This is a genomic window from Halorubrum sp. SP3, from assembly GCF_005435195.1.
Classification (GTDB): domain Archaea; phylum Halobacteriota; class Halobacteria; order Halobacteriales; family Haloferacaceae; genus Halorubrum; species Halorubrum sodomense.
In genome coordinates this window covers 72,913-86,261 of the sequence record NZ_SGTU01000003.1, presented here as the reverse complement: position 1 = coordinate 86,261, position 13,349 = coordinate 72,913, and the positions used below count along the sequence as shown (strand labels likewise).

Sequence of the window (13,349 nt, the reverse complement as noted above, 5' to 3'; positions counted from 1 at the left end):
TTAAACGCCGCTAAGAGCCGTATGTACGGATATATATACCGGTCGTCGGCGCAGCCTACTCGTTTGCCACGCGTTGACACCCGGTCTCCAACCGCAACGCGGGCGTCCCGTCGGAGGCGGACTCGATCCACAGTTCGACGCCGCTGCGGTTCGGATCCCCGCAGGGAAGTCCCGGCCGCTCGACCCCCGGCCAGTCCCGCTCGAATCTGACGCCGTCGACGGTCACGACGACGGATTCCGGCTCCGACGACCCGGGAATGGGCTCGTCCTCCTCGGCCTCGTTGTCGTCCGAGAGGCGATACGCTTCCTCGAACAGCGTCGCGCCGCTCGCGTCGGTGACCGCGACGGTCACGTCGTGAGTCTCCTCGCGCTCTCCGAGGTAGACGCTCACCCAGTGGGCGGGAGCCGAGTCGGAGCCACTTCCGGCGCACCCGGCGGCGGCGACGACGAGCGCCGTCGACAGTCCGGCGACGAACGTGCGGCGAGTTGCGGAGGGCATCGGTCACTCGTTGTCCGGATACCGAGTTAAATGATCGCCTCCGGTCGTGCGGTCCGGTCACGAGCAGGTCGACCGGTAGCCGTTCTCCGGGCCGTCGGAGAACACGAACGTGTGGCTCAGCGAGTCGCGGGGACAGTCGGCGAACGAGGTCCGGACCACTCGCCCGTCCGGCGCTTCGAACACGTACACGACCGCCGTACCGGGCTCCCAGGCGTCGAACGTGGCGGTCCGCGTCTGGCCCGGCGAGACGACCAAGCGCCGCTCGGTCGCGTTCCACTCGGCGCTCAGCGAGGCATTGTAGTACGGGCCGTCGGTCTCGAACCGCAACCGCTCTACCGTCGTCCGCGCGCCGGTCTCGTTCGTCGCCCGGAAGGTGACGTTGCCGGCGCCGACCGGCTCCTCGATCAGGTACGCCGTCATCCGGTACTCGGTCGCCTGCGCGTTCTCGACGGTCACGTCGGCGGCGGTGCCGCCGAGGCCCGCGCACCCGGCGGTGACGAGCAACAGGACGCAGGCGAGCGCCCGACGGCGAGTCATCGCCGACCCCCTCCGGCGGCCGCTCCGTCGGCCCGCCGCGCCGGGCTCCCCGCCGCGAGCGCGGGCGCCGTCGCCCCGGCCGCCGCAGGCGATTCCGCGCTCGCCGGGGGGCTCGCGTCCGCGCGCGCCGCCGGGAGCCAGGGCGGCGGCGCCACGTCGCCGGCCCCGGTGCTGACCGCGTACTCGAACCGCTTCCGCTCGCCGGCCCGGACGTACAGGAGGCGCGCCTCCCGCACGACCCCGTCGCCGTCGACGGTCAGCGACCCCCGGACGTCGGTGGCGTTCGGGACCGCGACCCCGGTCGCGACGTACCGGATGCGGCGCTCGTCGCCCTCGCCGCCGGCGTCGACCGCGCGGAAGTCGCCGACGGTCAGGATCCGCGAGGCGACGGCCCACATCGAGTCGGCGGCCCGGTGCCTGGTCTCGGCCACCGACCCGTTCTCGGCGTCGAACGACGCCCGGCGGTTCCGCGCGCTGCGGACGTACCGAACGCCGCCGTCCACGTACACGTCGTTGCGGGTGATGTCGACGTAGCCGTTGTGGACGTCGAGTCGGAACCGGGTCCGGTTCGAGTCCGCCTCGTACCGGTAGTCGGCGTACGCCCCGGCCCGGAACCGTTCGAGCGCGGTGCCCGACACCGGCCCCGTCCGGAGGAACGCGACGGACCGTTCGCGCGCGACGGTCAGGTCGACCCCGGAGCGGGAGAACCCCGCCGGGAACTCGGCGTCCGCGAGGCTCTCGTTCGGCGTCGCGTTCGACGGGCCCGCCGGTGACTGGAGTTGCGGGGCGGAGTCGCCGGCGGGCGATCCGCCGGGGACGACCCCTCCGCACCCCGCGAGGAGGACCAAGAGGGCCGCGGCGGCGGCCCGAGGCCTGCGAGACGCGCGTACCGGTCGCGAGCCCTCGGTGGGGCTGGTGAGTGCGGTCCGCATCGGCGGCTATCGAGCGCCGTTCCGGTCGACGGCCCGTCCGCTCTCCGATGGCCCCGTGTCGTCGCTCGCCGCCGGGCCCGTCGCCGACTCGTCCGCCGAGGCCGACGCCCGGGCCTCCGCGACCGTTTCGTCGACGAGCCCCCACGCGACTGGCGGCTCGACGTCGGACAGCGCCGCGTCGAGCTCGTCGAGACGGTCGCCGAACTCGCCGTCGAGGCTCGGGCCGTCGGCGAGCGCCGAGGCGCTCGCCGCCACCTCGGTCTCGACCTCGTCGATCCGGGCGTCGACGTCCGTCGGGAAGTCGGCGCCGTCGCGCTCGGCCCACGCGCGGAGGTCGGCCGCCTCCGCCCGGAGGTCGTCGACGACGACGTCGAGGACCCGCGTCTGGACGGCGGCGTCGAACCGTCGCGCTCGGTCGGGATCGGTCGCCTCCCGAAGGGACGCGACGGTCTCCGCGACGGACTCGGCGGACTCCGCGGCGGCGTCGACGTCGGCGGCGAGTCCGCCGTGCCGTCGGTCGGCGGAGCCGAGCCACGCCTCGAACGCCTCGAGCTCGGTTTCGAGGTCGTGAGCGGTCCGGACGACGTTCTGTGCGTCCGTCGTGATATCGTGGAGCTCGACGGCGGCCCGGTAGACGCGCACCGGCGAGTCGAGGTCGTCGGTCGCCGCGCCGAGCGCCGCGCTGAGCGCCTGGACTTCCTCGCGGAGGTCCGCGAGCCGCTCGTCGAACTCCCTGTCGCGGACGTCGACGACGTCGAGGTCGGGGGCGTCGGCGACCGCGTCGCTCGCGCTCTCGCGGGCCCGCGTCGCGAGGTCGGCGCGCGTCTCGGCGGTCGCGATGATCTGTGACACGTCGGTGACGGTCGCCTCGACCGCCGCGGGGGTGACGGTCCCGCCGTCGGTGAACGGGTCGAGCCACCGACGGACCGACTCCGGGTCCTCGTCCGTCCGCTCCGTGACGGCGTCGACGAGCTCGTCGAGGGGGCGCTCCCCGAGCGCGAGTTGGCTCATACCGCGCCCTTCTGTACAGGGCGGTGTATACCTTCCGTCAGAGCCGATCGTTGACGGATAGTTCTCAACTTAGCGATATTGCGTTCTATATAGAAGACATCGTTCTCCGGAGCGCAACGTATCGGTACCGCGCACTCGCTACGAGTACCGACTCGAAAATATCAGAAATATAAAACAGTTTAATGAGCTGGTCCGTGTGACTACTCGATGTCAGACCGGAACTGGGTCGACGGCGGCGTGTCGCGGCGGAAAGTGCTCATCACGTCCGGGGCGCTCGGGACCGCCGGATTGGCGGGCTGCGGGGGCAGCACCGACGGCGGCGACGCCTCCGGCGGCAGCGGAGGGGGCTCCGGCGGCGGCAACACGATGTCCGACAGCAGCGGTGGCGGTTCGGGTTCGAACACGGCGCTGCTCAACGCCGAGGGCTCCTCGACGGTGTACCCGATCTCGAACACGGGGAGCTCGTACTGGAACTCCAACGCCCCGCCGAGCGACGGCGAGTACTGGGGTGCGAACGACGAGGGCTCGGTGCCCGGCTGGGAGCAGCTCGCGTCCGACGGCGCGGACGACATGCTCCTCGCCGACTACTTCGCCTCGAAGTTCGGCTTCGAGCCGACCGACCAGCGCTCCTCCCCGCCGTTCCCGACGACGGTCGGCCTGAGCCACTCCGGGACCGGCTGCGAGGCCGTCACCGAGGGGCTCGTCGACATCGGCAACTCCTCCGGGCCGATCACGGCCGAACTGGACTGGAGCGAGGAGAAGGCGCAGAACACGGTGGTCGACAACGTCGTCGGCCGCGACGGCCAGCCGGTTGTCGTCAGCTCCGACGTCGTCGACGCCGGCGTTAGCCAGCTGACCGGCGAGGAGATTCGCGGCATCTACCAGGACGAGATCACCAACTGGAACCAGATCGACGGGATCGACTACGACCAGGAGATCTACGCCATCGGCCGCGCCGAGGGGTCCGGCACCGACACCTCGTTCCGCCTGAACATGCTCGGCAGCGCCGACGCCTCGATGTCCGGCGTCGACACGCGCTTCGGGCAGAACCAGCAGGTCGCGCAGGCGGTCGCCCAGAACGAGGGCGCCATCGCGTACATGGCGCTGGCGTTCACCGGTCCGGAGGTCACGCCCATCGCCATCAACTTCGACGGCACGCTGTACGAGACCAGCCGAGACGCGGAGAACACGATCTTCGACTCCGAGTACCCGCTCAACCGTGACCTCCACATGTACACCCTCATCGAGGAGAGCAACCCCGACGGCGGCGGGTACGACCGGCGCGAGGCGGCGTTCATCAACATGTTCCTCAACGAGTACGGGCAGACCGTCTTCGTCGAGGGGAGCAACTACATCCCGCTCCCGACCAGCGACCTCGAGGCGATGAAAGAGAAGGTCTCGTCCGTCGCCACGGAAGACCTCCTGATGCCCTAGCGCGGAGGGAGTTCGGTCGCGCGCCGTCGGGATCCGCCGCGCTCCCCGAGGGGGCACTTCCCCTCGGACGCCTGCTCCCCCGCGGCGTTCGGAACCCGCCCTCGACGCGAACGACGTTTCTACGACATACGGAACACACATGCCACTCATACCAACCCCATGGCACAGGTAACAGACTCCCGAGACGGACGGATCCGCGGTGCGATCGGCGAACAGGTCCGGCGGACCAAACGGTTCGCCGACGAGACCGAGACGGCCGCGCTGGCGATCATCTCGGTGATGGCGGTGTCGCTCCTCGGCGCGCTCGTCGGGTTCCTCGCCGTCTCGAACTGGACCGTCCTCCCCTTCGTCGCCTTCCTCGGCTCGTCGGCGATCGGGTGGGTCCGGTACCAGGAGGAGACGGCGTACACCATCGCGCTGATGATGACGGCCTCGACGATCCTCATCCTCGGACTGATCATCGTGTTCATCTTCCGGGAGTCGATCCCGGTGATCCGGTACGAGAGCGCGACGGTGTTCGGTGTCTCCGTCCCCGGGCTCCGGATGTTCATCCAGCCGAACTGGGACGCGGTCTCGCCGCCGATCCGCTACTCGATGGTCCCGATGATCCACGGCACGGTGATGGTGACGCTCATCGCGTCGGCCGTCGCCGCGCCGCTCGGCGTCTCCGCGGCGCTGTTCCTCTCGGAGATCGCTCCGGCCACCGTCCGCGAGGTCGTCAAACCCGGCGTCGAGATCCTCGCGGGCATCCCGTCGATCGTCTACGGGTTCATCGGCTTCACCGTGCTCGGCCCGTGGGCCTCGGACCAGTTCCAGACGACCGGGCAGGGGTCGTACCTGTTCGTCGGGATCGTCGTCGGCCTGATGGCGCTCCCGACCGTCGTCTCGGTCGCGGAGGACGCGCTGAGCAGCGTCCCCGAGTCGATGAAGAGCGGGTCGCTGGCGATGGGGACGACCGACTGGCAGACGATGACCTCGATCACCCTGCCGGCGGCGTTCTCGGGGGTCTCCGCGGCGGTCCTGCTCGGCGTCGGCCGGGCCATCGGCGAGACGATGGCCGCGACCGTGATGCTCCGCGGCGTGCCGCGACTGACGGATCCGCTGGTCAACGTCTTCTACGGCCAGGAGACCCTGACCTCGATCATCGCGCGGAACTACGGCGAGGCCGACGGGCTCCAGATGGACGCGCTGTTCGTCGCGGGCGTCATCCTGTTCGTCACCGTCCTCGTCATCTCGATCGGGGCGCAGTACATCGAGTGGCGGATGCACAAGCGGCTCGGGGGTGAGGTCTGATGGCCGGGGCGAGCGAAACGGACGCGAAGCTGGTCGAGTCGGAGACCACGGAGACGGACGCCGTCGCCGGCGTGGCCGTCGGGCTCTCGGCGGTGCTGTTCGCGCTCGCCGTCACGGCGCTGTTCGAGCGCGTCAGCCTCACCGGCTCGCTGTTCGGCGTCGGGACCGTCACGCTGCTCGGCGGCCTCCTGGCCGCGCTCGGCGTCGCGGTGATCGCCTTCGGCGCCGGCTCGCGGCTCGGCTACGTCGAGACCGACCCCGACCCGAGCGCCGGCCTCGTGGCCGGCTTCGGCGCCGCGGTCCCGTGGGTCCTGATCGGCGGGAGCGTCGCGAGCCAGACGCTCGGCCTCGGCACCGGGGTCGGCGTCGTCGCCGGGGTCGCCGTGGGCGCCGTCGCGTTCGCGCTCACCGTCCTCCCGCGCGAGGACGTCGGGTCGACGCTCCCCCTCGGCGCCCTCCTCGCGCTGACGGGGCTCGTCTTCCTCACCGGCGTCATCGACCCGGCGTGGGCGTGGGAGCTCGACTGGGAACAGCAGGCCGCGATCACCGCCGAGTTCCTCATCCCCGCGGCGACGCTGTTCGCGGCCCTCTACGGCGGGTGGGCGTCCGCGAAGGCGTACGGCGGCTTCGGGGCCCGCGGGCGGCACATGGGCGCGTACGTGCTCGTCTACCTGAACGCGCTCTCCATCGTCGCCTTCCTCTGTATCCTCGTCGCCTACGTGGTCGTTCAGGGCGTTCCCGGCCTGCTGACCGGCGTCGACGTCGGCCTCGGCACCGGTCCGGAGACGACGATCCTCGGCGTTTCGGTCGCGCTCCCGGTCTCCGTTCCGTTCGTGATGAACGGCGTGGCCCTGCTGAACGATTTCCAAGGCGTGTTGCCCGCCATTGTCGGCACGTTCTGGCTCGTGATCGGGGCCGTCCTGCTGGCGGTCCCGCTCGGCGTCGGCGCGGCCGTCTTCCTCACCGAGTACGCCGAGCGCGGCCGGTTCACGCAGGTCGTGGAGGTCGCGACGAACGGGCTGTGGAGCACGCCGAGTATCGTGTTCGGACTGTTCGGGTTCGCGTTCCTGATCCCGCGGTTCGGCAACGGGAAGTCGCTGCTCTCGGGGATGATCACGCTCGGGTTCATGCTGCTGCCGCTCGTCGTCATCACCTCCCGCGAGGCGATGCTCTCGGTCCCCGACGAGTACCGCGACGCGAGCGCCGCCCTCGGCGTGTCGAAGTGGCAGACGATCCGAAGCGTCGTGCTGCCCGCGGCCCTCCCGGGCGTCGTCACCGGCGTCATTCTGGGCGTCGGCCGCATCGCGGGCGAGACGGCGCCGATCCTGCTGACGATGGCCGGCGGGACGTTCCTGCCGGGCTCGCAGACGGTCGACGTCATCGGCGGCTTCCAGTTCACCGCGACGCCGCCGTTCGTCGCCAACCCGGCGTTACTCGAAGCCACATCGGCGCTCCCGTACCAGCTGTTCGCGCTGATTACGGCCGGCGTCGGCCTCGGGAGTAACGTCGGTGACCCCGACGCTTTCCGGTGGGCAACGGCGCTCATCCTCCTGATGGTCGTGCTCTCCTTCTACGCGATCGGCATCGCGACGCGCTACTACTTCCGCCGCCGGCTCAAACACACCTGATCACCGATGAGCGAGAACCAAAACCCACAGACCCAGACGAGTACCGCGACGACGGACACCGACCAGCCCCTCACGACGACCACCGGCGAGACGGACGAGCGTACCCGTGACGAGTGGACGGACTACGAGTTCCGAGGAGAGGCGAAGATGACGGTCGACGACCTCGACGTCTACTACGGCGACGACCACGCGCTGAAGGGCGTCTCGATGGAGATCCCCGAGAGAAGCGTCACCGCCCTGATCGGTCCCTCCGGCTGCGGAAAGTCGACGTATCTACGCTGCCTCAACCGGATGAACGATCGGATCAAGTCCGCGACAATCGATGGGTCGGTCCGCTTTGACGGCCAGGAGATCTATCAGGACGGGGTCAACCTCGTCGAGTTGCGGAAGCGGGTCGGGATGGTGTTCCAGTCGCCGAACCCGTTCCCGAAGTCGATCCGCGAGAACATCGCCTACGGGCCGAAGAAGCACGGCGACCTCGACACCGGGCTCCTCGCCCGGTTACTGAACCGGAGCGACGCCGAGGAGCGCGACCGGCTCGTCGAGCGCTGCCTCCGCGACGCGGCGCTGTGGGACGAGGTGAGCGACCGGCTCGACGACAACGCGCTGGGCCTCTCGGGCGGCCAACAACAGCGCCTCTGTATCGCCCGGTGCCTCTCCGTCGATCCGGAGATCATCCTGATGGACGAGCCCGCGTCGGCGCTCGACCCGATCGCGACCGCGAAGATCGAGGACCTGATCGAGGACCTCGCCGAGGAGTACACGGTCGTCATCGTCACGCACAACATGCAACAGGCCGCGCGCATCTCTGACCAGACCGCGGTGTTCCTCACCGGCGGCGAGCTCGTCGAGTACGGCGACACCGACCAGGTGTTCGAGGACCCGCACAGCGAGCGCGTGGAGGACTACATCACCGGCAAGTTCGGATAACCGTATGCCCCGAGAACACTATCAGGACTCGCTCGACGAGCTCCGGTCTGACGTGCTCTCGATGGGCGACCTGGTGACGGAGCGTCTCGGGGACAGCCTCGCGGCCGTCGAACGCCGCGACGAGTCGCTGGCGCGGGCGGTCGCCGACGGCGACGACGAGGTCAACGAGACGTACCTCGCCCTGGAGGACCGCTGCGTCGACCTCTTCGCCCTCCAGCAGCCGGTCGCCGGCGACCTCCGGTTCGTCACCGCCTCGTTCAAGATCATCACCGACCTCGAGCGGATCGGCGACCTCGCGGTGAACCTCGCGAACTACTCGCTGGCGGCGCGGGAGACGGTGGCCCCCGAGGTGGCGATCGACGCGATCGGCGCGGCGTCGCGCGGGCTCCTCGAACGGAGCCTCGCGGCGTACGAGACCGGCGACGCCGCGGCGTGTCGGGCGGTGGCCGCCGGCGACGACGAGGTGGACGCGCTCTGCCAGCGCGCGAGCGAGAGCGTCACCCGCGAGCTGATCGCCGGGACCGACGACGACGGCTGGGCCGCCGAGCGGCTGTTGGACGACGTGTCGCGGGTGCTGTTGACGGTCCGAGACTTAGAGCGGATCGGGGACCACGCGGTGAACATCGCGGCGCGGACGCTGTACATGGTCGAGAACGACCCGGAGCTACTCTACTGAACATGGAAACCCGCAAGGTCCAGACCGTCGGAAACGGAACGTACACCGTCTCGCTGCCGAAAGAGTGGGCCGAGTCGCAGGGCGTCACCGCCGGCGACACCGTGACGCTCCACGACTACGTCGACGGGGTGTTGGCGGTCCAGACGTGCGACCGGTCGGGCGGGGACGTCCCGACTGCCGCCCGGATCGAGTCGGCCGATCCGGCGGTGATCGAGCGCGGACTGCGGGCGGCGTACGCGGCCGGCGTCCGGGAGGTGACGCTGGAGTCCGACGAGCCGCTCACCGCGCAGCGGCGCCGCGCCGTCGAGCGGGTCGCCCGCGGTCGGATCGGGATGTCGGTGGCCGCGGAGTCGGAGGCGGCGACGACGGTACAGATTATGCTCAACTCGGAGGAGGTGTCGGTGAGCCAGTCGCTCCGCCAGCTCGCGTTCACCGTGCGCGCGATACACCGCGACGCGGTCGAGGCCCTGGCGGCCCCGCCCGGCGCGTCGCCGGTCGGCTCTCGCGACGAGCAGGTCGACCGCCTCGCGGCGATGATCGAGCGCTCCGTGTCGCGGGGGATGGCGGACCTCGGAGAGGTCGACGCGCTCGGGACGACCCGCTCGGAGCTGTTCGAGTCGTGGACCGCGATGCGGGAGCTGTGCCGCCTCCGCGACGCCGCCGTGGAGGTCGGCGCGGCCGCGGCGGCGCTCGACGGGCCGCCGGCCGAGCGGCGGCTGGAGTCGTGCCGCGATATCGGGCGGGCCGTTCGGGGCGCCGTGGCCGACGGCGTCGGCGTCGTGCTGGGCGACGAGGACGCCGGGGTCGCCCGGGGGGCGCTCGGCGACCTGCGCGAGGTGCGCGAACGGATCGACGCGTTCGACCGGCGGTTGGACGAGGCGGGCGCGAGCGCGCCGGAGCTGCGGCGCGTCTCGCGCGCGCTGCGCCGGAGCGCGGACCGGGGCGACGACGTCGCGGAGATCGGGCTCCGCCGGGCCGCCCGCCGCGGCGAGTCGCCGCGCGACGCCGGGGCGGAGCGGTAGTCCGCCCCGCGCCCGCAAGCGCAACGCCTGTAAGCGCGGGGGGAGAGGGAGTTCGTATGACCGTTTGCGAGGCGCCGGGGAAGGTGTACCTCTTCGGCGAACACGCCGTCGTCTACGGCGAGCCGGCCGTGCCGGCGGCCGTCGAGCGACGCGCGACCGTGCGCGTCGAGCCGCGCGAGGACGACCACGTGCGCGTCGAGGCCGAGGACCTCACCTTGGACGGGTTCACCGTGGAGTACGCCGGCGGCACCGGCGACCGCCCGGACGTGGACGTGCCGACGCCGCTCGTCGAGGCCGCGATGGGGTACGTCGACGCCGCGGTCGAGCAGGCGCGCGACGCCGCCGACGCCCCCGACGCCGGCTTCGACATCACCGTCGAGAGCGACATTCCGCTCGGTGCGGGACTGGGGTCGTCGGCGGCCGTGGTGGTGGCCGGCATCGACGCGGCGACCCGCGCGCTCGGCGAGCGGCTCGACCGCCGGGAACTAGCGGAGCGGGCGTATCGTGCCGAGTTCGAAGTTCAGGACGGGCAGGCCTCGCGCGCGGACACGTTCTGCTCGACGATGGGCGGCGCGGTCCGCGTCGAGGGCGACGACTGCGAGCCGATCGACGCCCCGAACCTCCCGTTCGTCGTCGGCTTCGACGGCGGCGCGGGCGACACCGGCGAACTCGTCGCGGGCGTTCGCGCGCTGCGCGAGGAACACGGGTTCGCCGCGGACACGGTCGAATCGATCGGCGACCTGGTTCGGGAGGGCGAAGCCCTCCTCGCCGACGCGGACCCGGAGAAGCCGCCGTCGTCCGAGCTGCTCGCCGGGCTGGGCGAGCTGATGGACTTCAACCACGGGCTGCTCGCCGCGCTCGGCGTCTCCGCCCGGTCGCTCGACGCGATGGTGTGGGCCGCGCGGGACGCGGGCGCCCACGGCGCGAAGCTCACCGGTGCGGGGGGCGGCGGCTGCGTCGTCGCGCTCGACGCGAGCGACGCGACGGAGACCGCCCTCTCGTTCACGCAGGGCTGCGAGGAGGCGTTCCGCGCCGAGCTGGCGACGGAGGGCGTCCGGGTGGTGGAGGCGTGACGGGCGCCGACCCGACCGCAGACGGCGGCGACGCACGGGGCGCGGGCGGCGACGAAGCCGCCGACGGCGCCGGGACCGACGCGCCCCCGGTCGTCCTCAAGCTCGGCGGGAGCCTGATCACGGAGAAGGACCGTCCCGAGACGCTCGACGACGCCGCGCTCGACGCGGCCTGCGACGCGGTCGCGGACGCGCTCGCGGCGGGCGACGTCGACCGGCTCGTCGTCGTCCACGGCGGCGGGAGCTTCGGCCATCACCACGCCAGCGAACGCGGGGTGTCGACGACCGACGGGACGCGCGACGCCGACGCGGTGGCCGCGGTCCACGGCGCCATGAAGCGGCTGAACGCGCACGTGCTAGAGCGGCTCCGCGAACGCGGCGTACCGGCGGTCCCGGTTCACCCGCTGTCGCTCGCGGCGCGAACCGAGGGGGCGGACGGCCGGCTCGACCTCCCGCTCGGGTCGACGGCGACGCTGCTCGACGAGGGGTTCGTCCCCGTCCTCCACGGCGACGGCGTGGCGACGGCTGGCGACGGCGTCACGGTGGTCTCGGGCGACGAGCTGGTCGCGGAGCTCGCCGCGGGGCTCGCCGCGCGCCGCGTCGGCGTCTGCTCGACGGTCCCTGGCGTCCTCGACGGCGACGGCGACGTGATCGACGAGATCGACGACTTCGGCGCGGTCGCGGACGCGCTCGGCGCGAGCGACGCGACGGACGTCTCCGGCGGGATGGCCGCGAAGGTGCGCGAGCTGCTCGACCTCGACGCGCCAGCGTACGTGTTCGGCGCGGCGGGACTGGCCCCGTTCCTGCGCGGTGAGGGCGCCGGAACCCGGATCGACTGACCGGGTGACAGAACCCTTATTCGACCCACGGCCCTCCCCCCGGGCATGAACGAATCGGACGTGCGGGAGCGGCTCGCGGACGTGCGCGACCCCGACCTCGGCGGCGACATCGTCTCGCTCGGGCTGGTGAACGACGTCGAGGTCGAGGAGGGCGGGGAGGGGACCGGAGACGGCACCGCCGGAACGGTCCGCGTGTCGCTCGCGCTCGGCGCCCCCTTCTCCCCGACCGAGTCGGCCGTCGCGGACGACGTGCGCGAGGCGCTCGCGGACACCGGCCTCGACGTGGAGCTGTCGGCGTCGATCCCGGACGACCTCTCGGCGGACGAGCAGGTCCTCCCCGGCGTCCAGAACGTCATCGCGGTCGCCTCCGGGAAGGGCGGCGTCGGGAAGTCGACGGTCGCGGTGAACCTCGCCGCCGGGCTCTCCGCGCTCGGCGCGCGCGTCGGCCTGTTCGACGCCGACGTGTACGGGCCGAACGTCCCGCGGATGGTGTCGGCCGAGGAGCGCCCCGAGACCGACGGCGAGACGATCGTTCCCCCGGAGCGGTTCGGGGTGAAGCTGATGAGCATGGACTTCCTCACCGGCGAGGACGACCCCGTCATCTGGCGCGGGCCGATGGTCCACAAGATCATCACCCAGCTCGTCGAGGACGTGGAGTGGGGCGAGCTCGACTACCTCGTGATGGACCTCCCGCCGGGCACCGGCGACACCCAGCTCACGATCCTCCAGACGCTGCCGCTGACGGGGGCCGTGATCGTCACGACGCCGCAGGACGTCGCGCTCGACGACGCGGTGAAGGGGCTCCGCATGTTCGGGAAACACGACACGAACGTCCTCGGGATCGCGGAGAACATGGCCGGCTTCCGGTGTCCCGACTGCGGCGGGTTCCACGAGATATTCGGCTCCGGTGGCGGGAAGGCGCTCGCGCAGGAACACGACCTCCCGTTCCTCGGCGGGATCCCGCTCGACCCCGACGTGCGCACCGGCGGCGACGACGGCGAGCCCGTCGTCTTGGAGGACGGCGAGACCGCGGACGCGTTCAGGGTGCTCGTCGAGAACGTCGCGAACAACGCCGGCGTCGTCCGCCGCCGCGGGGTGAGCGAGGGGCGATGACCGACGCGGACGGCGGCACCGACGGGGCGGAGTCCGACGCCGCTACCGGAACCGGGCCCGACGACGACGGCGCCGGCGACGACCGCGAGGACCCCCTCGCGGCCGCGGGCGTCGACCCGGTGGTCCCCGAGGAGGCGTCGGACGCCGAGTTCCCCGCGGACGACGAGGTCCGGGAGTTCCTCCGCGAGGTCGCCGAGGACGTGCGGGGCGACAGCTCCGAGAGCAGGCAGCTCTCGGCGATCCTCTACCGCGTCTCGGACCTCTACGACGCCGACGAGGAGACCTCGCCCGAGGAGATCTACCTCAACGTCCGGCACATCATGCGGATCAAGGCCGAGGGCGGACTGCGCCGCTGAGGCGGGCGC

At 71.7% G+C, this 13,349-nt stretch carries 14 protein-coding genes; 10 read left to right on the top strand and 4 right to left on the bottom strand.

Features of this window, described 5'->3' with window-relative positions:
* Nucleotides 1-55: 55 nt before the first annotated feature.
* From EXE42_RS03145 to EXE42_RS03130, 4 genes are read right to left on the bottom strand one after another with little or no spacing between them, the layout of a single operon-like run.
* Nucleotides 56-499, bottom strand: a complete 444-nt coding sequence (locus EXE42_RS03145; protein ID WP_137694800.1) for a hypothetical protein — start codon at nt 497-499, stop codon at nt 56-58.
* A 57-nt stretch (nt 500-556) separates the two neighbouring features.
* Nucleotides 557-1,036: a hypothetical protein gene (locus tag EXE42_RS03140; protein WP_137705873.1), complete on the bottom strand. Its 480-nt coding sequence runs from the start codon at nt 1,034-1,036 to the stop codon at nt 557-559.
* A complete protein-coding gene (locus tag EXE42_RS03135) occupies nt 1,033-1,968 on the bottom strand; it encodes a hypothetical protein (protein WP_174548988.1) in 936 nt (311 codons plus the stop codon). Before EXE42_RS03135 ends, EXE42_RS03140 begins: the two co-directional genes overlap by 4 nt.
* Nucleotides 1,969-1,974: 6 nt before the next feature.
* Nucleotides 1,975-2,979 (bottom strand): halo transducer protein, encoded by a 1,005-nt coding sequence (locus EXE42_RS03130; protein ID WP_199240727.1) that lies wholly within the window; start codon nt 2,977-2,979, stop codon nt 1,975-1,977.
* A gap of 207 nt (nt 2,980-3,186) precedes the next feature.
* Here EXE42_RS03130 and EXE42_RS03125 point away from each other — a divergent pair, with 207 nt between their 5' ends.
* From EXE42_RS03125 to EXE42_RS03080, 10 genes are all read left to right on the top strand, one after another.
* Complete coding sequence (locus EXE42_RS03125) at nt 3,187-4,413, top strand: PstS family phosphate ABC transporter substrate-binding protein (protein ID WP_092920422.1); 1,227 nt, start codon at nt 3,187-3,189, stop codon at nt 4,411-4,413.
* A gap of 159 nt (nt 4,414-4,572) precedes the next feature.
* On the top strand, nt 4,573-5,706 hold the full coding sequence (pstC, locus tag EXE42_RS03120; protein WP_092920421.1) for a phosphate ABC transporter permease subunit PstC: 1,134 nt from the start codon (nt 4,573-4,575) through the stop codon (nt 5,704-5,706).
* Nucleotides 5,706-7,334 carry a phosphate ABC transporter permease PstA gene (pstA, locus tag EXE42_RS03115; RefSeq protein ID WP_137694842.1) on the top strand — a complete coding sequence of 543 codons (1,629 nt, stop codon included), beginning with the start codon at nt 5,706-5,708 and terminating at the stop codon, nt 7,332-7,334. The genes pstC and pstA overlap by 1 nt, the downstream gene beginning before the upstream one ends.
* Nucleotides 7,335-7,340: 6 nt before the next feature.
* Nucleotides 7,341-8,264, top strand: coding sequence for a phosphate ABC transporter ATP-binding protein PstB (gene pstB, locus EXE42_RS03110; protein WP_092920419.1), 924 nt, complete (start codon nt 7,341-7,343; stop codon nt 8,262-8,264).
* Between the two features lie 4 nt (nt 8,265-8,268).
* On the top strand, nt 8,269-8,940 hold the full coding sequence (gene phoU / locus EXE42_RS03105) for a phosphate signaling complex protein PhoU (protein WP_092920418.1): 672 nt from the start codon (nt 8,269-8,271) through the stop codon (nt 8,938-8,940).
* A gap of 2 nt (nt 8,941-8,942) precedes the next feature.
* Complete coding sequence (locus EXE42_RS03100) at nt 8,943-9,962, top strand: AbrB/MazE/SpoVT family DNA-binding domain-containing protein (RefSeq protein WP_092920417.1); 1,020 nt, start codon at nt 8,943-8,945, stop codon at nt 9,960-9,962.
* A gap of 56 nt (nt 9,963-10,018) precedes the next feature.
* Nucleotides 10,019-11,035, top strand: a complete 1,017-nt coding sequence (gene mvk, locus EXE42_RS03095) for a mevalonate kinase (protein WP_137705872.1) — start codon at nt 10,019-10,021, stop codon at nt 11,033-11,035.
* A complete protein-coding gene (locus EXE42_RS03090; protein ID WP_092920415.1) occupies nt 11,032-11,871 on the top strand; it encodes an isopentenyl phosphate kinase in 840 nt (279 codons plus the stop codon). The genes mvk and EXE42_RS03090 overlap by 4 nt, the downstream gene beginning before the upstream one ends.
* A 45-nt stretch (nt 11,872-11,916) precedes the next feature.
* A complete protein-coding gene (locus EXE42_RS03085; RefSeq protein ID WP_092920414.1) occupies nt 11,917-12,984 on the top strand; it encodes an Mrp/NBP35 family ATP-binding protein in 1,068 nt (355 codons plus the stop codon).
* Nucleotides 12,981-13,340: a hypothetical protein gene (locus EXE42_RS03080; protein ID WP_137705871.1), complete on the top strand. Its 360-nt coding sequence runs from the start codon at nt 12,981-12,983 to the stop codon at nt 13,338-13,340. The genes EXE42_RS03085 and EXE42_RS03080 overlap by 4 nt, the downstream gene beginning before the upstream one ends.
* The last annotated feature ends 9 nt before the right edge of the window (nt 13,341-13,349 follow it).

Coding starts and splice junctions, on each gene's coding strand:
- EXE42_RS03145 (WP_137694800.1), bottom strand. CDS start 499: ATGCCCTCCGCAACTCGCCGCACGTTCGTCGCCGGACTGTCGACGGCG.
- EXE42_RS03140 (WP_137705873.1), bottom strand. CDS start 1,036: ATGACTCGCCGTCGGGCGCTCGCCTGCGTCCTGTTGCTCGTCACCGCC.
- EXE42_RS03135 (WP_174548988.1), bottom strand. CDS start 1,968: ATGCGGACCGCACTCACCAGCCCCACCGAGGGCTCGCGACCGGTACGC.
- EXE42_RS03130 (WP_199240727.1), bottom strand. CDS start 2,979: ATGAGCCAACTCGCGCTCGGGGAGCGCCCCCTCGACGAGCTCGTCGAC.
- EXE42_RS03125 (WP_092920422.1), top strand. CDS start 3,187: ATGTCAGACCGGAACTGGGTCGACGGCGGCGTGTCGCGGCGGAAAGTG.
- pstC (WP_092920421.1), top strand. CDS start 4,573: ATGGCACAGGTAACAGACTCCCGAGACGGACGGATCCGCGGTGCGATC.
- pstA (WP_137694842.1), top strand. CDS start 5,706: ATGGCCGGGGCGAGCGAAACGGACGCGAAGCTGGTCGAGTCGGAGACC.
- pstB (WP_092920419.1), top strand. CDS start 7,341: ATGAGCGAGAACCAAAACCCACAGACCCAGACGAGTACCGCGACGACG.
- phoU (WP_092920418.1), top strand. CDS start 8,269: ATGCCCCGAGAACACTATCAGGACTCGCTCGACGAGCTCCGGTCTGAC.
- EXE42_RS03100 (WP_092920417.1), top strand. CDS start 8,943: ATGGAAACCCGCAAGGTCCAGACCGTCGGAAACGGAACGTACACCGTC.
- mvk (WP_137705872.1), top strand. CDS start 10,019: ATGACCGTTTGCGAGGCGCCGGGGAAGGTGTACCTCTTCGGCGAACAC.
- EXE42_RS03085 (WP_092920414.1), top strand. CDS start 11,917: ATGAACGAATCGGACGTGCGGGAGCGGCTCGCGGACGTGCGCGACCCC.
- EXE42_RS03080 (WP_137705871.1), top strand. CDS start 12,981: ATGACCGACGCGGACGGCGGCACCGACGGGGCGGAGTCCGACGCCGCT.